Source organism: Cellvibrio sp. UBA7671, assembly GCA_002483145.1.
Taxonomy (GTDB): Bacteria; Pseudomonadota; Gammaproteobacteria; order Pseudomonadales; family Cellvibrionaceae; genus Cellvibrio; species Cellvibrio fibrivorans.
In genome coordinates this window covers 414,826-431,158 of record DLHJ01000003.1, presented here as the reverse complement: position 1 = coordinate 431,158, position 16,333 = coordinate 414,826, and the positions used below count along the sequence as shown (strand labels likewise).

General features: G+C 48.8%; 17 protein-coding genes and 1 tRNA gene. 4 read left to right on the top strand and 14 right to left on the bottom strand.

Annotation, left to right across the window (positions count from 1 at the left end; translation table 11 throughout):
• Positions 1-71: 71 nt before the first annotated feature.
• From B4E62_RS04415 to B4E62_RS04375, 9 genes are all read right to left on the bottom strand, one after another.
• The gene (locus B4E62_RS04415; protein ID WP_331351203.1) at positions 72-500 is read right to left on the bottom strand and encodes a hypothetical protein; all 429 of its coding nucleotides are present in this window, start codon (positions 498-500) and stop codon (positions 72-74) included.
• A 158-nt stretch (positions 501-658) separates the two neighbouring features.
• The gene (locus B4E62_RS04410) at positions 659-1,318 is read right to left on the bottom strand and encodes a hypothetical protein (RefSeq protein WP_331351202.1); all 660 of its coding nucleotides are present in this window, start codon (positions 1,316-1,318) and stop codon (positions 659-661) included.
• A 58-nt stretch (positions 1,319-1,376) separates the two neighbouring features.
• The gene (locus tag B4E62_RS04405) at positions 1,377-2,375 is read right to left on the bottom strand and encodes a PFL_4669 family integrating conjugative element protein (protein WP_331351201.1); all 999 of its coding nucleotides are present in this window, start codon (positions 2,373-2,375) and stop codon (positions 1,377-1,379) included.
• A gap of 235 nt (positions 2,376-2,610) precedes the next feature.
• Positions 2,611-4,032: a hypothetical protein gene (locus B4E62_RS04400; RefSeq protein WP_331351200.1), complete on the bottom strand. Its 1,422-nt coding sequence runs from the start codon at positions 4,030-4,032 to the stop codon at positions 2,611-2,613.
• Between the two features lie 43 nt (positions 4,033-4,075).
• Positions 4,076-4,624: an STY4526/YPO1902 family pathogenicity island replication protein gene (locus B4E62_RS04395; RefSeq protein WP_331351199.1), complete on the bottom strand. Its 549-nt coding sequence runs from the start codon at positions 4,622-4,624 to the stop codon at positions 4,076-4,078.
• Positions 4,621-6,354: a ParB family protein gene (locus tag B4E62_RS04390; protein ID WP_331351198.1), complete on the bottom strand. Its 1,734-nt coding sequence runs from the start codon at positions 6,352-6,354 to the stop codon at positions 4,621-4,623. The genes B4E62_RS04395 and B4E62_RS04390 overlap by 4 nt, the downstream gene beginning before the upstream one ends.
• Positions 6,344-6,529, bottom strand: coding sequence for a hypothetical protein (locus B4E62_RS04385; protein WP_331351197.1), 186 nt, complete (start codon positions 6,527-6,529; stop codon positions 6,344-6,346). The genes B4E62_RS04390 and B4E62_RS04385 overlap by 11 nt, the downstream gene beginning before the upstream one ends.
• 11 nt (positions 6,530-6,540) lie before the next feature.
• A complete protein-coding gene (locus tag B4E62_RS04380; RefSeq protein WP_331351196.1) occupies positions 6,541-7,383 on the bottom strand; it encodes a ParA family protein in 843 nt (280 codons plus the stop codon).
• Between the two features lie 98 nt (positions 7,384-7,481).
• Positions 7,482-7,558: transfer RNA gene (locus B4E62_RS04375), tRNA-Met, on the bottom strand.
• 160 nt (positions 7,559-7,718) lie between these two features.
• Here B4E62_RS04375 and aroA point away from each other — a divergent pair.
• The gene (gene aroA, locus B4E62_RS04370) at positions 7,719-9,005 is read left to right on the top strand and encodes a 3-phosphoshikimate 1-carboxyvinyltransferase (protein ID WP_331351195.1); all 1,287 of its coding nucleotides are present in this window, start codon (positions 7,719-7,721) and stop codon (positions 9,003-9,005) included.
• Between the two features lie 240 nt (positions 9,006-9,245).
• Here the strand turns inward: aroA and B4E62_RS04365 are convergent, their stop codons facing one another.
• Genes B4E62_RS04365 through B4E62_RS04350 form a run of 4 tightly spaced genes read right to left on the bottom strand, consistent with a single transcriptional unit; the run spans position 9,246 to position 11,602 of the window.
• On the bottom strand, positions 9,246-9,716 hold the full coding sequence (locus B4E62_RS04365; RefSeq protein WP_310072963.1) for a nuclear transport factor 2 family protein: 471 nt from the start codon (positions 9,714-9,716) through the stop codon (positions 9,246-9,248).
• A gap of 32 nt (positions 9,717-9,748) precedes the next feature.
• Positions 9,749-10,360: a glutathione S-transferase family protein gene (locus B4E62_RS04360; protein ID WP_310072962.1), complete on the bottom strand. Its 612-nt coding sequence runs from the start codon at positions 10,358-10,360 to the stop codon at positions 9,749-9,751.
• A 29-nt stretch (positions 10,361-10,389) separates the two neighbouring features.
• Positions 10,390-11,013: a pyridoxamine 5'-phosphate oxidase family protein gene (locus B4E62_RS04355; RefSeq protein ID WP_331351194.1), complete on the bottom strand. Its 624-nt coding sequence runs from the start codon at positions 11,011-11,013 to the stop codon at positions 10,390-10,392.
• A 49-nt stretch (positions 11,014-11,062) separates the two neighbouring features.
• Positions 11,063-11,602, bottom strand: coding sequence for a carboxymuconolactone decarboxylase family protein (locus B4E62_RS04350; RefSeq protein WP_331351193.1), 540 nt, complete (start codon positions 11,600-11,602; stop codon positions 11,063-11,065).
• A gap of 114 nt (positions 11,603-11,716) precedes the next feature.
• Here B4E62_RS04350 and B4E62_RS04345 point away from each other — a divergent pair, with 114 nt between their 5' ends.
• From B4E62_RS04345 to yegD, 3 genes are all read left to right on the top strand, one after another.
• The gene (locus B4E62_RS04345) at positions 11,717-12,616 is read left to right on the top strand and encodes a LysR family transcriptional regulator (protein ID WP_331351192.1); all 900 of its coding nucleotides are present in this window, start codon (positions 11,717-11,719) and stop codon (positions 12,614-12,616) included.
• A 66-nt stretch (positions 12,617-12,682) separates the two neighbouring features.
• Positions 12,683-14,173, top strand: coding sequence for a carboxypeptidase M32 (locus tag B4E62_RS04340; RefSeq protein WP_331351191.1), 1,491 nt, complete (start codon positions 12,683-12,685; stop codon positions 14,171-14,173).
• A 47-nt stretch (positions 14,174-14,220) separates the two neighbouring features.
• On the top strand, positions 14,221-15,588 hold the full coding sequence (yegD, locus tag B4E62_RS04335) for a molecular chaperone (protein ID WP_331351190.1): 1,368 nt from the start codon (positions 14,221-14,223) through the stop codon (positions 15,586-15,588).
• Here yegD and B4E62_RS04330 read toward each other — a convergent pair whose 3' ends face one another.
• Complete coding sequence (locus tag B4E62_RS04330) at positions 15,589-16,332, bottom strand: RES family NAD+ phosphorylase (RefSeq protein ID WP_331351189.1); 744 nt, start codon at positions 16,330-16,332, stop codon at positions 15,589-15,591.
• Position 16,333 lies beyond the last annotated feature (1 nt).

The following is a 16,333-nucleotide window of genomic DNA, read 5'->3' as shown; positions in this document are numbered from 1 at the left end:
GAAAAATACAAAATTTAAAGTGTTGCTCTTTGACTCTGATTTGCATAGTGCAAAGATAGATGATGCCGACATCATCTATCTTTGCCAACAGTGCCTGCCCATATCTTTTTCACACTTAGTTCGCTTATATCCAAACCATATTTTTCATTAAAATTTGCGCGAGCTTGGTTTACTCCAAAATTATACAAAGGGAAATTCCATGCTCGATTTTTCCAGACGCCTATAAGAGCGACGGCCAGAATCGCAATGGCAGCAGGTAAAGCCATCCATAAAGCAAATACCAGCATAACTGGTGTGAACTCGTAATTATTTACCAGTGCGTTCAGGGTAGGTCTGACATATAGCAAAACTATGACTATCAAAACCAATCCAAATACCATGTGAGCTAAACTAAAAACCGCATTGTTTCGTGCAACCAGAAAATTCATATAATCGAAAAGCTCCGACTTTTGACTTTCAGTTAGCGAAGGAATGTCGTTTGTGTTTAGAACTTTATTCATTACGCTGTTTTCCATTCAAAGAGGTTGCTAGGCTTGTAATCGTCGGTTGTGTCCGCGCCAGCGGTTAATGGGCTGTACATCAAAACAAGATCAGTTTCCAATAACGCCAGCTCCTAATAAACCGTTTATTCGTGTCCCGAGACACACTTTATCTTTCGCTAGCAATACAATTGATTCAATACCTGGGCAATCGCCTCACTGTCCGGCAGACTTTTAAAAATTCGCTTGGACAACTTCTCAGCTTCCCGCTCGACATCAGAGGGATATCCCGACTCTTCTGCTAATACTGTTAAATCAACAACAGACTTTCGAATACTCTTGAGTGAATTATTTAACGTTACTCGGACTGCGTCATACCCAGCTAGTTTTTCATAATACCCAGGACATGTTTTCTCCACATACTCCCGAACCTGAGTGTAATGTGGATGCACCTTGTTAAACGCATGAATACGTCGAGTGCTGGCATATCCATATTCATCCGCAAAACCCTTACGCGCGCGCCACTCCAAGACTGGTGCCATGCGTGTTTGGCTGATCTGGATCACACTAACTCCTTGCGCCTTAATATACTCAGCCTCCTGCTTGCCTAAGCCTGCTCGCAGATTCAGCGCAAGATACATATCCAGACAATCACAATTCGATTGCTCACGGCTATAGCGTTGCTGCTCTACAATACTTTCCATAGCCAATTGAATTAATCCAATTTTTCGCAGTAACGTTTGAATCTTTTCTTCCAGACCTTCACCGCCCTTATCCATTAAAAGGCCTTTTAAAGAACGGTCCATCAACAACATATTCGTAACTTGTGAATCAATCATATTCATACTCTGCTGCGAAATATTTTCGTGCATAAAAACCCAAACTACCCAGTGCTATTTAATTCGTCGCTACTTCTTGCTTACTTTTGGCAAGGAATTTTTCCAGTGCACGGTTTTGCGGTGCAAGTGCAGCCCTAGTATTACCGCTCAAAACATCCTTACTCAACACCAGCCGACCTTCCTTAACATCGTTGTACATAGCGATTGCGCGTTTTGCCACCTTTGTGTTCTTGCGCAAATCATCTCGGGTTGCACCGGTGTTTATCCAGTGATTTGGTATAGCGAACAAGTGACGTAGTGCGCGACCTGAATCCGAAACCACGCCTTTCCATTCTTCATCACCGATAAACCCAACATGCTTCGCAGTCAGACCCAAACGAACTATTCGGTCAAATTGCAACAACAGCAATGCCGCTCTATATGACCACGGGCAGTAAAACTGTAAATCAATTGCTGCTGGTTGAGTGCTGGTTTGCAAGCCCACCGTAAGGCCTTCCATTCCCGAAATTAATTCACCTAAGGTTTTTTCTCTCCCACTCAATATTTTCTTTGTCTCATCATGGAATCTCTCGACCTCAATCAAACTTTGATCCGCATAGGGATCATCCTGCTCGGCCGCCGACCACACCAAAGAGACCTGCCGTGCAAATCGTGCCAAGCCAATAATGGGTCGTTGTCCTTTGGCCAAATCACCGCGACGACCACGAAACATGTTGATCGCAAGATGACTGTGCAGCTTCATCGATGCACCCATTTGCATTGCCTTTGGTACTGATTGATTACTACGCACGACGCCATCGCTCACACCAGGTCGATTCCATTGTGGTTTTGCAGAATCAAACTCAGTCACTTCCGCCTCAGCATCAGGAGATATAACAGCAGAAAACAACTTACTGTTTCCCATTCCACTCGACTTTCGCACTTTTGTATCAGTGCCACTACCAGCTCTCGTTTTAATGTTTACTTTCGAATTGCTGACAGCACCAGAATCAACAGTACCAACCACAACTGAACTCGCACTTACACTTTCACCACTCTGTGATTTTTGATCATCCATCGCATCAATCCTCTTTGTTGATTGTTTAGTTAAATTTATTTAAACCTTAATGTTCGGTCGGCGACCGAAGTCATAACCCCCATTTATCACTACACCTCAAAGTTGCTCAGCACCAAATTCAAATAATCCGGTCGCCGACCGAACCACAAATTTAATTTTAAAGCTCGGTCGGCGACCGGATTTTAACCACTAGCAATCCAAAGATTGGGTAACCAACCCAACTTAAATCCGTAGCTCATAATTCGCCTTCCCACTTTCCCCGTATCGCAAGCAACATTGGTGAATCTACAAAATTCGGTTTTGATTTTTCTTTCACGCAACGGATCAGCTCCAATGCCCACTCATCCGGCACCAGCCCACTTTTTTCCTGAATATTGACCAATACCGATAAATAACCGATTGGATCTCGCAGGGGTTCCGGTACCCACCCATGATCTTGTTTTGCAACACGTCCAAGCAGCTGGTACAGACACATTTCACGGTCATGCGGCTGCAAGTGTTTTAATTTTCGGTAAATCGCAGGCAGCAGGTTTGAGCGACCGGCGTACAAACTTAGGACGTATCGTTCAAGCGGTTCTGCGGTGAGTATCGGGATATGTTTGCGAATCCAAACGGATTCGTCATAAGGGCCACCCCAGCGACCCATTGCGGTAATTTCCCGATAGTCATCCAACGAACTGGGCGGCGATTGTGTTTCTTGATCTGTTGGCTGAGGAGCGGAAGTGTTTTGCTGTTCGCCTTGTGCGTGCACACGCGCAGTAGATATATTTTTATTATTAATATAACTACCACTACTACCCTGCGAAAAAATAATTTCTTTTTCCACCGGAGCAAATTTTTTTCTCTGGTTGGTTTTTCGATCTATTTTCGAACCATCTTCCACAGCAAAATACTTGCTCTGGTCGTTTATGTTCGTGCCGTAACCTATTGATTCTTCGTTGAGGTCACTCTCATCACTCTGTATTTCCTCGAAATCCACCAGAGAAAATAAATTGCTCTGGTCTTTATGCGACACCGGTGTGCTGGTGTTATTCATTGTCCGTGCTATTCGCATGCCCAACATATCGGTTTCTGTAGGCTGTAAACCGGTCTTCATTTCATCAATGCGACGCAACACCTCAGCGGCAGCTGTTTTGTGGCGACGACTGGTTGATGCGACCTGCGTCTCCAAAAATTCAACATAGGTATGATCCAGTTCAAGGATGGATTGCAGTGCGAGGGGTTCATCGTGCAGAAGATAAATATTTCCCACAAACCGTCCACGTTCACGCACAGAGCGACAAAACACCATCCACCCACGTATGCGCAGCATATTTCTACACGCTGTCACTGTAGGGGCAGTGCAACCAATCATTGCCGCCAGATCATCGCGTCGAGGCGTTGAACCAGGGCGATTTGGATCGCTGATAGAAAGGCGAATCACTTGCCATGTAATTTTTTCATTGGGCGACAGTTCCGAATTGGTAACAAGGAAGCGCGGAAACGCATCATGGTGATTGCCGGTAAACAGCACCGCCATCCCATCATCCCCATCCAGCGTTGTTCTGTTTTCAATAAGCTCGCGTTGCGCGCGCTCAATCTGTCGCTGAATGCTCGGAAGAACCAGCTCCGTATCGGATATAGGTTTTTCCGTTTTTATTTTTTTACTTGGTGTCATAGGTCTGATTGCTCAACATTCATCGCACACATTCCTTATTAGGTCAGGCTAACTGTTTGATGGTGATATAGGCCTGATCCAATCCAATACCGGTCTCACTGTGTAGTGCCAGGTATCGTTCCAAGGGGTCGCTGATATGCGTCAACTTTCCCCAAACTTTTAGAACCTTGAGTTCATCACTTTCGCCCAGCACTTCAATTCGCCCGCGTGTATGTTCCGGTAACCCCATGCGTTCACGCCGGGAGGAAAACTCCCTACGGCCTATACCTTTCAGTTCTTCGAGCATGGTCTGGCGCATACCGGCGCGTATGGCCTTGTTGATGAGGTCATCTTCGCCCACCTTGTCATTGGCGAAACCGAGAAAAATACGCAGGTTTTGCGCGTTGAGGCGCACATCCAGCAAGGTGCCGCGAAAGTTGCTTAAACATGCCAAGCGATCCGCACTGACTTGCTTGAGTTGGTTTGCAGTAGTTTCATCAATCGAGCCGAGTCCCAATTGATTAATGAGGTGGGCATCCTGCGTGCGTAGCGCATCGGCCGCCGCTAACAGGATTTGTTGATTAATTAATGCGAGGTAATGATTTTGCATCATGCACCTCCATTGCTTTGAGTGCTGCTAAAGGCAGGATTTGGCTCATCATCAAAGCGTGCAGATTCTTCAAGTGTTCGGGTCAAAAGAACACCACTAACCGCTTCTAGTTCGCACAAGCACTCCCAAAGCTGACCATAGGCTTTGTTGTTCTCGTCGCGAGCCAAAATGCCCATCATCGTTGAGCGAGCAACGGTGATGAGTGTCATTACCTCGACAAAATCATCGATATTGAATTCGCCTCCATTCATGGCCGCCCAATCGTTGATTAATTTATTGTGTCGATCGAACGATAAAATGTTGGCGTATACATGCAGTGTTGCCCAATGTGCGCCCTGCGCATCCATCTGCGTAATCCCGCGAGGTAACACATCAAAACCGATATGCCTGCCAGGTTGACCACAAAGGTTTACCAGTGCGCTTTCAAGCTGAAATGTTTTGGCATATTGATACGCTGCATTAGCCGCACGCTCTTGCAGTGTGAGCGTGTCGTCTTGCGGGTAAAGCCGATAGAGTAGAGGAGTACCAGCGGGAATCTCCCCGAGGCCGTACTTGCGGAAGCCCAAAATTTCATCTATCGATGGGCCATCCATATTGGGTTGAAAGGGCACAGAGGCTATCGGCGGGACTCCACCAGCTTCCTCTGTCGCTCTTACATTCTCCGGAGGCGAAGCAAATGTGCTCTGCACTCCGACTGAGGTTTCATCGCTACCAGCTTCCTGTGTTTTTTGTTCAGTTCCACGCTGAACGGCAGTTTCCGGTTTATTTGCGCTAGCTCCCTTTGTTGGTGGCGTAGGTTTGCGCTCTGGCTCCGTGGGTGGCTCGATCACCAGATGGGTGGGGCGCGTCAGATTATCTTTGCGGCCACCGCCAATCGCTTGTACTTGCGCAGTGACAGATAAAACGGGGCCATCCAGCTTCTGCGCCATCTCGCCGCATAATTGATACTCGGCAGTTTCCACATCGAATCCATCGCCATCCAATCGTTGGAATACAGCTTTCCAGATTCCATCAAAATCACCTTCCTCCGGTTGAGCTACTGACTCCCAATAGGTGCGGCAACTGTCGAGCAGCTTCCTAATTTTTTTTACAGCGTCCCTTCCAATCCCAGACCAAAACGCCTCAGGTATAACTGGAAATAAGGTTTCCTCAGCGTAGAGCATCTGTCCAAGGTTGGAATCATTCATCGACCAACCTTCTGCAGTAAGGCGCTTAGCAAACGCATTAGTAGAAAGTGAAATATTTTCGCTTTCTTCAATCTCCTGTTTAATTTTCTTCGCATGCAATGCACGCTCAATAAAAAGCATCCCGCCACGCAATTCGTTTTCAACGGCGTGACCAATCAGCATATCCAGCTGATTTTTCCAAGGGTGAAACATCAAGTTCAACCGATAGAACTTTTCATCACCCGTTTCTTCCCATAGCTCCCGGAGAATTTGCAATCGCGTATTTCCACCATCCTTAATCATGTAAGGGTCAGCTGGATTTTTACGGGTCACATTGGGTGCATGGTCAAGCCCTCGATTTCGGATGGATTCCTTAATCTCATCGAACATTGGGTTTTGTGTTTGGCGCGGGTTGTCCACGTAGGCCACCACCTCATCGAGAGTGGCAATGATTCGTGTTGGAATGGCCGGATCGGGAGGCATTGCGCCAGCGGTGTTGCCGCCAAAGTGAGGCTTTTGCAGTAAAGCTCCGATCCCTGCAGCGGCACTTTTATTTTTATCGTTCATCAGCGGCGCTCCCTGCAATCGAGTTCTCAAAGAGGCGCGATTTTCCGATGCGTGTTATGGGGGCTACAGTGTCCGGTACCAGATTGATATGGGTTGGCTCCAGTGAGTGAACCCAATCCAATTGTTCCTCTGCATGAGCAGGGACCAGTGAAGCGTTGATGACATGCTTGTCCATTTTTCGTCTCCTTACACTGCTTTCCACTGGGGTTTGATGCCCAGCAGTTTTGGCTCAAGCTCCTGGATCAGCTCCAGCATGGTGTAGAGCGCTGATTTTGTAGGACCTGAGCGAGCCACTTCATGGCGATGGACTGGGATACCTAGGCCGTTGGCTTCTGAATAGGGCTTTAGCAGAGGGATAACGGTATTGAGTACGGTGACTTGGCCATCGACCGCTTGATCAAATTGGCTGCGTAATTCGTTGGCAATGCCGGAGGCTGTGCTGGTTCTGTCCCACATGTTGATCAAAACTTTGATCGGTGGAAGTGGGCGGCCAGTTACGCTCATAAAACCAGGGCGCGGCTTGAATTTATTCACTAACTCAATCGTGCCGTGCAGAAACTCTCGGGTATCGAGAACTTGGGGTTTAATGGGGGAGATAAGGATATCGGCAGCAAAAATTACAGATTCCTGGATGATTCCTTTAGCACCCTGTGTATCTATCAGGATGTAGTCGTAATCCAGTGCTTGTAAGGCAACATAGAGGTGCTGAAAGTGAGTGACTGACTCACGTAAAAAGGTGGTTATATGCTCGCCTTGCGGGTCATCGTTGATTACGATATCCAAATTGGGGATGTTGGTTTTGGATATACACGAGTCGGCATTGGCAGACCGATAAACCTGGGTCAGGCCAAACGGTGCTTGGTATTCAAGTGGGTAAACGCGGGAGAGGGATTGCTGGGGGTCGGCATCAACCAGTAAAACACGCTGGTTCATATCCGCTAATATTGCACTGAGATTAGCCGTAATTGTGGTTTTACCCACACCGCCTTTAGTGCATATTATTCCGTAGATTTTAGACTTTGCTGGCATCTTCGATGTCCTCATTAACAGTTAGTTAACGAAACGCATCTTCAGACACAAGTCTCTTGAAAAAACCACCCCGCAGATGCGGGATGGGTTCTCTTATATGGTAGCTAGAGGCGGACTTGAACCGCCGACCCCAGCATTATGAGTGCTGTGCTCTAACCGGCTGAGCTATCTAGCCATAAATGAGGCGCGCATTTTGGCGATAGAGGGGCGGGCTGTCAACCCCAAATTCGTGGTTGGCGAGAACTTCAGGGGTGCGGGCGAGGACTGATGCGGGTATGATGCGCACTTTCTTTTTTTGGCCTCCCTCGGCCTTCCACTTTTTAAACAGGTCCACGATGGAATTTCTCGATCTCGCTCCCGTTACCCGCGCCCAGGGCACTGTGCAATTGCCCGGTTCCAAGAGTATCTCCAACCGCACCTTGTTGCTGGCGGCGCTGGCCTCAGGGGAGACGGATATCCGCGATCTGCTGAAATCTGACGATACCGACCGCATGCTGGAAGCCTTGGCGGCTTTGGGCGTGAGTGTGACTAAAACGGGAGAGAACGATTATCGCGTGGTAGGCACCGGCGGTAGCTTTCCTAATAAAGAGGCGGATCTGTTTCTTGGCAACGCCGGTACTGCGTTTCGCCCGCTGACGGCAGCGCTGGCGCTGAGTGGCGGGACTTACAAATTGCACGGCGTTGCGCGTATGCACGAGCGCCCGATTGGCGATCTGGTGGATGCATTGCGTCAAATCGGCGCGGACATTACTTATCTCGGGCAGGAAGGCTTTCCACCCTTGCTGATCAAGCCCGCGCAAATCGCTGCTAATGGCAGCATCAAAATTCGTGGCGACGTCTCTAGCCAATTCCTTACGGCCTTGCTGATGGCATTGCCGATGACTGGCAAAGAAACCCAAATCGAATTGGTGAGTGAGCTGATCTCAAAACCCTATATTGAAATCACCCTCAAGTTGATGGCGCAGTTCGGCGTAAACGTAGTGCGCGATGGCTGGGAACGTTTCACTGTTCCAGCGGCGACCGGTTATGCCAGCCCGACGACTGTATATGTAGAAGGCGATGCGTCTTCTGCGTCTTATTTCCTCGCTGCGGGCGCTCTGGGTGCTGGCCCGCTGCGTGTGCAGGGTGTGGGCGCAAAGAGTATCCAGGGCGATGTTGCGTTTGCCGATGCGCTGGAAGCAATCGGTGTGACCATTACCAAAGGGGAAAACTGGATTGAAGCCTCCGCTCCATCATTGCCACTCAAAGCTTTTGATCGCGATTTCAACCACATCCCCGATGCGGCCATGACGCTCGCCGTCGTTGCGCTCTTTTGCGATGGCCCCTCGCGCTTGACCAATATCGCCAGCTGGCGTGTGAAAGAAACCGATCGTATTTCGGCGATGGCGACGGAGTTGCGCAAGCTCGGCGCAATAGTGGAAGAAGGTGAAGATTGGTTGCGCATTACGCCGGTGAAAAATTTAATTGCGAATGCGGCGATTGATACCTACGACGATCACCGTATGGCGATGTGTTTTTCGCTCGCGACTTTTGGCGGCGTACCTGTGCGTATTAATGATCCGAAATGTACAGCCAAAACTTTCCCGACCTACTTTGACGTGTTTGGCTCAGTCGTTAAATAAACAATTTGTTGATTGCTAATTGTTTAGCGCAAAAAAAATGCCGCACATGTTGCGTAATGCTGTTCACTTAAGGATTTGTCGTCACTCTCGCGAACGCGGGAGTCCAGCTTTACGATAACAATCGCGGTTTATGGATCCCCGCTTTCGCGAGGATGACGACTAAACAAAGCTGAAAATAATCTTAAGTAAACAGCATTGCGCATATGTTGCGGCATTTTTCATGGTTTAATTTAAAGAATATTACAACCCTAAATCACTCAAGCCTGGGTGATCATCGGGGCGGCGGCCTTGCGGCCAATGAAATTTCCGCTCGCTTTCTGCAATAGGTAAATCGTTAATGCTTGCGTAACGTTTTTGCATCAAGCCGTTTTCATCAAATTCCCAATTTTCATTACCGTAGGAGCGAAACCACTGGCCTGCATCGTCGTGCCATTCGTAGGCAAAACGTACGGCGATGCGGTTACCTTCGTAAGCCCACAGCTCTTTAATTAATCGATATTCTTTTTCTTTCGTCCATTTGCGCGTTAAAAATTCCACAATCTCCGCCCGGCCTTTAGGGAATTCATGGCGATTGCGCCATTGGCTGTCAACTGTGTAAGCGAGTGATACTTTGTGTGGGTCGCGATTGTTCCAGCCATCTTCGGCGGCGCGCACTTTCTGGATGGCAGTTGCGCGGGTGAAGGGTGGTAATGGTGGGCGTGATTCAGTCATGCGTAATTACCTCTACAAGAAAATTAAAACGATTATTCTGCAAAATGTTGTATGCCGGGCATGCTGACATATCCGGCCAACTGTTCTATTCGCTTCATCCAGCTTTGCACATACACATAAGGTGCAATATCAAACTTGCCTTCATTGACCAATGCGATATAGGGATAGACCGCAATATCGGCAATCGTCAGTGTGTTATTGGCGAGCCACTGATGTGAGCGTAAATGCAAATTTAATACCGATAATAGTTGAGCGGTAATTTGCGTGGCTTCGTCCATATTTATGGCGCGGCCAAATTTGTGATGCAGGCGCATTGCATTGGGGCCGCGCGCCACTTCATTGGCAGCGGTTGAAAGCCAGCTCATCACTTCGGCTGCCTTCGCTGGATCTTGTGGAAACCAGTCATCAGCACCATAAGTGCGCGCGAGGTACGCTAAAATTGCTTGGCTATCGCGCACAACCGTATCGCCATCGGTTAAAACTGGCGTTTGTCCAAAAGGATTCAAACGTAAAAAATCGTCACGTTTGTGTTCGCGTGCAGCACTGTTCAGCAACTTGCTTTGGTATTGCAAACCCAATAGCGATAGCAACAGGCGAACCTTGTGGCAGTTGCCGGATAGGCCAAATTCATAAAGTGTCAGCATGGGTTGTCTTTCCTTTTTTCAGTGACTGATTAATCGGTTGGTTGGTTTTTTAGCAATATTTGCAATTGTGCTTTTAAATTTTCATTCTCGGTAATGATGGGCTCCACATACGCGCGTATTTCATCTTCGCTAAAACGCGGCGTAATGTGCTGTGGACAATTCCAATCAAACGCTTCGATGGTGATTACAATCGCCCGCTCGATGCGAGCGCGATACGTGGGATCTTCCAGCGCAGCAATAATCTCCGGTTGTTCGCTCTCATGCACAATACGCGCGCGGCCCCAAAGCTTTAACCGGCGGCGCCGTGGATAATCCATAAGTATCATGCTGATGCGATCATCTGCATTAATATTGCCCACGCTCAGGTATTGGCGATTGCCGCGAAAATCGGCAAAACCAATGGTGCGCGCATCCAGCACTTTTAAAAAGCCAATCGGGCCACCGCGATGTTGCACATACGGCCAGCCATTTTCCGCTACTGTCGCCTGATAAAAACTGTCGCGCGCCTGAATGAATTGAATTTCAGTTTCTGTTAATTCATTGCGTGGATCATCCGCCAATTCAAAATTGCGATTGCCTTCGCGGGTGCCGTATTGTTCCTGTGTGGCTTTAACGCTTGGTGTGAAAGTGATATCAGAAAATGCGCGCGACATAATTAGCTCCTCCGTTGATAACGCGGATATTCACAGCATCGATTTGCGTTTAGTCATTCAGTGCAATTTTGGGGAAGTCAATTTCCACACGGCTGGCTTTGCCCAAAATATTGGTCAGTAAATTCATGCCAACGTGGGTAATTATTTCTACTATCTCTGCATCGGAATAGCCTGCATTGCGCGCTTCAATTATTTCAGCGGTGGTGATGTCGCCCTTGTGCTCGACCAGCGAGCGCGCCAGTTTTACGGCTACGGCTGCTTTGGCATCCTGACTGGTGCCGTTGCGATTAGCTTCAATCTCGGCGCCGTTTAATCCTGCATTTTTACCAATCGCGGTGTGCGCCGATAAACAATATTCGCAGGCGTTTTGTTGCGCTAATGCGAGTGCGATTCGCTCGCGGGTTTGTGCATTCAAACTGCCTTCATTGGCAATTCCGTACAGGCCGAGAAATGCGCGCAACGCGGCGGGGGAGTTGGCAAATACGCGCAGGAAATTGGGCACTCTGCCGATTTGCTGCTCGATAGCGCTAAACAGTGCGGCCTGTTCGGCAGAGGCGGTTTGATTGGTGACGGTGTTGATACGGCTCATGGTGTGTTCCTCGTAAGGTGACTAACAAATCTGTGGAACCCATATTGCCAATTGCCATCAATGTGAAGAATACTCACGTTTATTAATTGATTGTTTTCAAAACTGGAATAATCCATGGATAGACTCACCGAAATGCAGATTTATGTTGCGGTCGCTGAATCCGAAGGATTTGCAGCGGCGGCGCGGCGTTTGGGCATATCGCCGCCAGTTGCTACGCGCGCGGTGGCCGATCTGGAGGCGCGCCTCGGGGTTAGGCTCCTGAATCGCACCACGCGTTATGTGCGCGTCACCGACGCCGGGCAGCGCTATCTGGAAGACGCGCGGCGCGTGCTTGTGGCGGCGGATGAAGCAGATGAGGCTGCCATCGGTATCAACACTGAGCCGCGCGGGCATTTGACGGTGACCGCACCGGTGCTGTTCGGGCGCATCTATGTGATGCCGGGCATAGTGGATTATTTGCAGCGTTTTCCGGCGACTGAAGTGTCGGCGTTATTTGTGGATCGCGTGGTGAATTTATTGGAAGAGGGTGTGGATGTTGCGCTGCGCATTGGCGAACTGGGCGATTCCAGTTTTAAAGCGCTGCGTGTGGGCAGTGTGCGCCGGGTGCTCTGTGCCTCGCCGGATTACCTTGCCCGCAATGGTTTGCCCGGCAATCCGGAGGCGCTAACCAATCACCCCATTATCGTGGCGACCAATCTGGGTACAAATATCGAGTGGCGTTTTATGCAGGATGACAAGCCATTCACTGTGCGGATCAAGCCGCGTTTAAGTGTGACCAGCAATGATTCTGCGATTGAAGCGGCGGTGCGCGGTTTGGGTATTACCCGCGTAATGTCATATCAGGTTGCACCTGAGTTGGAATCCGGCAAGTTGAAAATTGTGTTGAGTGAATTTGAGCCAGCACCGGTGCCGATCCATATTTTGCATCGCGAAGGCCGTTATGCCGCGACAAAAATTCGCAGCTTTATTGATTTGATGGCCGAACGATTGCGTGCAAATAAATCGCTGAATTGATCTAATGGCGATTAAATTGCAGTGTGTATTTTGCACTTGCACATTATTATCTGGATGAGAGTTTCTATGTCATACCAACAGTTACACCAACATTTTTTAAAAATTTCGCACTTCAATCATTTGGATGCAATTTGCTCCTGGGATCAGGCCGCGGTGATGCCCGACGGCGGCAATGACGCACGCGGTGCGGCTATGGCGGAATTGTCGGTATTAATTCATCAGCTCACCACTGCACCGCAATTGGCGGACTGGATTGCGGCTGCAGAAACGGAAACGCTGGATGCACAACAAACAGTGAGCCTCACTGCGATCAAACGCCGCTGGCAACAGGCGAATCAATTACCGGAAGACTTGGTGATGGCGCAATCGCTCGCTAATTCGACTTGCGAACATGCATGGCGCGAACAGCGCAAAAATAATGATTGGTCGGGCTTTAAAACCAACCTTGCGAAAGTGGTGGAATTAGCGCGTGAAGAGGCGAAAATTCGTGCGGCGGGCACATCGGTGAGCCGCTACGATGCGATGCTGGATCTTTATGAGCCGGGCATGAACTGTGAAAAATTGGATGTATTGTTCGGTGAGGTCAAAACCTGGCTGCCGGAATTTATCCAGCGCGCAGCGGATATTCAAGCACGCAAAACGTTCATAATGCCGCAGGGGCCTTTTGCGATTGCGCAGCAAAAAGAATTGGGTATGGCGGTCATGCAATTGCTTGGTTTTGATTTTACCCACGGCCGTTTGGATGTGAGCGCGCATCCATTTTGCGGCGGTGTGCCTACCGATGTGCGTATTACCACGCGCTACGATGAAAGCGATTTTATGAAAGCGCTGTTTGGTGTGATCCATGAAACCGGCCATGCGCGTTATGAGCAAAATTTGCCGGCGCAATGGACGGGTTTGCCGGTGGGTGAGGCGCGTTCAATGGGTGTGCATGAATCGCAAAGTTTATTTTTTGAAATGCAATTGGCGCGCTCGCCAGAATTCACCAGATTGTTAGCGCCCATGGCTGCAAAATTGCTCGGGCGAGAGCAGGATGCTGCGTTTACTGACGCTAATCTCTACTCGGTTAATACACGTATGAAACGCGATTTTATCCGCGTGGATGCCGACGAGTTGACGTATCCTGCCCATGTGATTTTGCGCTACGAAATTGAGCGTGCATTGATTGAAGGCGATATTGAAGTTGATGATATTCCCGCACTCTGGAATGAAAAAATGCAGGCTTATTTGGGATTATCAACGGAAGGAAATTATCGCAACGGTTGTATGCAGGATATCCATTGGGCAGGTGGCTCTTTCGGTTATTTTCCATCCTACACATTGGGCGCAATGTATGCTGCACAAGAATTTGCTGCGGCAGATCGCGCTATTCCGCAGCTGCGGGAAAAAATCGCTGCGGGTAATTTGAGTGAATTGTTCCAGTGGCTCAAGGATAATATTTGGGCCAAGGGAAGTTTGTTATCGACTGATGAGTTGATGACTGCCGCTACCGGTGAACCACTGAATGCACGTTATTTTAAAGCCCATCTTGAACGCCGTTATTTATCGGCAGAATAGGTTGTGCTGAATATTATTTTTATCTCTGCAGTTGTTGGAATTGATTTATGTTTGTTGGCTTTGATTACGGTACATCCAATTGTGCTATGTCATTTATTGAGAATGGCACGGCGCAATTAATTCCACTCTATGGTGGCGATGCATTTGTGCCTTCGACACTTTATGCGCTGGAGCGCTCATTTATCGCAGAGCTGATTGCAGCGCAGTTGACGGATGAGAGCGACAAGCTCAGCTATGCCCAGAGCCGTGCGGCACTGTTGAGTCAGGCGCGTGCGGGGAAAATCGAACATGATCTCGATCAGGTAGGCGAGGGTATTTTTTTTGGTAGTGAGGCAATCGCGCATTACATCAGCGCACCCGGTGAAGGCTATTTTATTAAATCGCCAAAATCTTTTTTAGGCGCAAGCGGCTTGCGCCAGCAGTCGGTCGATTTTTTTGAAGATGTTGTTGCGGCTATGATGCTCAATATTAAAAATCGTGCTGAACAGCATTTGCAAGCAGATATCACCCAGGTGGTAATTGGACGCCCAGTAAATTTCCAAGGTATTAATGCACTAGAGAGCAACCAGCAAGCGCAAACTATTTTGGCAGCGGCGGGCAAGCGTGTCGGCTTCACCGATATCGAATTTTTGTTTGAACCGCTCGCGGCCGGCTTTGATTTTGAAACGCGTCTGACTGAAAACAAAACCGTGTTAGTAGTGGATGTAGGCGGTGGTACTACCGACTGCTCCATGGTGTTGATGGGGCCGCAACATATTCAGCAATTGGATCGTGCGCAGGATTTTTTAGGTCATACTGGCGAGCGTATCGGTGGCAATGATTTTGATATCCAGCTCGCACAAAAAATACTGATGCCGCATTTCGGTATGTTATCGCCATTAAAAACCGGCTTGCCTATGCCCTTGATGCCCTTTGTCAATGCGATGGCAATTAATGATATAGGTGCACAAACCGAATTTTACGATGCCAAAACTGGTTTTTTGCTAGAGCGATTAACGCGTGAAACCTATGAGCTGGAATTGCTGGAGCGCTTTATAAAAATGCGCGAAGGCAGACATAATTTTGCTGTAGTGCGTGAAGCGGAACTGGGGAAAATCGCGCTCTCATCACAAGCACGGCATCGTTTCCCATTGGATTTTATTGAACCAACTTTAGCGCCTGAATGCAGCGCAGGCGATTACGCTGAAGCCAGTGCACAACTCCTGCAAAAAATTGCCGCGTTAATCAGTGAGGCAACCCTACAGGCGGGTATAAAACCGCATGTCGTCTACATCACCGGCGGCAGCGCTAAATCGCCGTTAATCCGCAACCTGATCCGCGAATTATTCGGCGATGAAATCGCGATTGTCGATGGCGATCACTTTGGCAGTGTGGCGGCGGGTTTGGGGGTTTGGGCGAAGCGGGTGTTTGGATAACTAACCCAATAGTGATGGATGCGGAATTTTGCCATTCACTGAAAAATCCTGGCGATAAAATTCAAATCCATCGCTAATGCCCGCGCGCACAAATACACAGGAATCCGTGGTGAAACGCACGTGCCACAGCTGTTGTTGCGCGGGTTCTTTTTCGGCGAAAGCGAGCGGTGAAAATATGGCGATATTTTTTCCGCCGGCAAGCCGCGCTGAGGGATAAACAATAAATTCAGTGCCCAGTTCGCGCAATTGTTTGCCAAGTTGTTGGGTGAAGTCCCAAGAGTCGGGGCGGTTGATTTTATCCTGTGTTAGCGTGAAGTTATCGCTGTGCAAATCCAGCGTCTTCTGGCTAATTAACTTCACTGAAAACGCGGTGCGCTGATCGCGGATTTGCTCCAGTGGTCCCAGTGTTGTTGGGCCTTGCTGGAATAGCCAAAAATAAACAGCAGTTTCCGCAAAGGCGGTTTTTAATTCGCACGACCCGTAAAAAATGCCGCGCTCCCAAGTGGTGCCAAAACGTGAGCCGTAGCGCAGTGGCGGATAGCGGAAAGGGGTCATCAACAGATAGGAAAGACCTGTGCAATCGGCCGGGATTTTGGGTTTGGATGAATCCAATAATTCTTCCAGGCGGCTCTGCTCGGCAGCAGAGTGGGTGATCGCCATGGTCGCCGCTGTCTCCTGCGTTTCAACTACGCGCCAGCAGCTGCCGATAACATGTGGCGCGAGCAATCCAGCCAGATCCTTCATT

Excerpts from the sequence above, each read along its gene's own strand:
- B4E62_RS04415 (WP_331351203.1), bottom strand. The coding sequence starts at position 500 with ATGAATAAAGTTCTAAACACAAACGACATTCCTTCGCTAACTGAAAGT.
- B4E62_RS04410 (WP_331351202.1), bottom strand. The coding sequence starts at position 1,318 with ATGATTGATTCACAAGTTACGAATATGTTGTTGATGGACCGTTCTTTA.
- B4E62_RS04405 (WP_331351201.1), bottom strand. The coding sequence starts at position 2,375 with ATGGATGATCAAAAATCACAGAGTGGTGAAAGTGTAAGTGCGAGTTCA.
- B4E62_RS04400 (WP_331351200.1), bottom strand. The coding sequence starts at position 4,032 with ATGACACCAAGTAAAAAAATAAAAACGGAAAAACCTATATCCGATACG.
- B4E62_RS04395 (WP_331351199.1), bottom strand. The coding sequence starts at position 4,624 with ATGATGCAAAATCATTACCTCGCATTAATTAATCAACAAATCCTGTTA.
- B4E62_RS04390 (WP_331351198.1), bottom strand. The coding sequence starts at position 6,354 with ATGAACGATAAAAATAAAAGTGCCGCTGCAGGGATCGGAGCTTTACTG.
- B4E62_RS04385 (WP_331351197.1), bottom strand. The coding sequence starts at position 6,529 with ATGGACAAGCATGTCATCAACGCTTCACTGGTCCCTGCTCATGCAGAG.
- B4E62_RS04380 (WP_331351196.1), bottom strand. The coding sequence starts at position 7,383 with ATGCCAGCAAAGTCTAAAATCTACGGAATAATATGCACTAAAGGCGGT.
- aroA (WP_331351195.1), top strand. The coding sequence starts at position 7,719 with ATGGAATTTCTCGATCTCGCTCCCGTTACCCGCGCCCAGGGCACTGTG.
- B4E62_RS04365 (WP_310072963.1), bottom strand. The coding sequence starts at position 9,716 with ATGACTGAATCACGCCCACCATTACCACCCTTCACCCGCGCAACTGCC.
- B4E62_RS04360 (WP_310072962.1), bottom strand. The coding sequence starts at position 10,360 with ATGCTGACACTTTATGAATTTGGCCTATCCGGCAACTGCCACAAGGTT.
- B4E62_RS04355 (WP_331351194.1), bottom strand. The coding sequence starts at position 11,013 with ATGTCGCGCGCATTTTCTGATATCACTTTCACACCAAGCGTTAAAGCC.
- B4E62_RS04350 (WP_331351193.1), bottom strand. The coding sequence starts at position 11,602 with ATGAGCCGTATCAACACCGTCACCAATCAAACCGCCTCTGCCGAACAG.
- B4E62_RS04345 (WP_331351192.1), top strand. The coding sequence starts at position 11,717 with ATGGATAGACTCACCGAAATGCAGATTTATGTTGCGGTCGCTGAATCC.
- B4E62_RS04340 (WP_331351191.1), top strand. The coding sequence starts at position 12,683 with ATGTCATACCAACAGTTACACCAACATTTTTTAAAAATTTCGCACTTC.
- yegD (WP_331351190.1), top strand. The coding sequence starts at position 14,221 with ATGTTTGTTGGCTTTGATTACGGTACATCCAATTGTGCTATGTCATTT.
- B4E62_RS04330 (WP_331351189.1), bottom strand. The coding sequence starts at position 16,332 with ATGAAGGATCTGGCTGGATTGCTCGCGCCACATGTTATCGGCAGCTGC.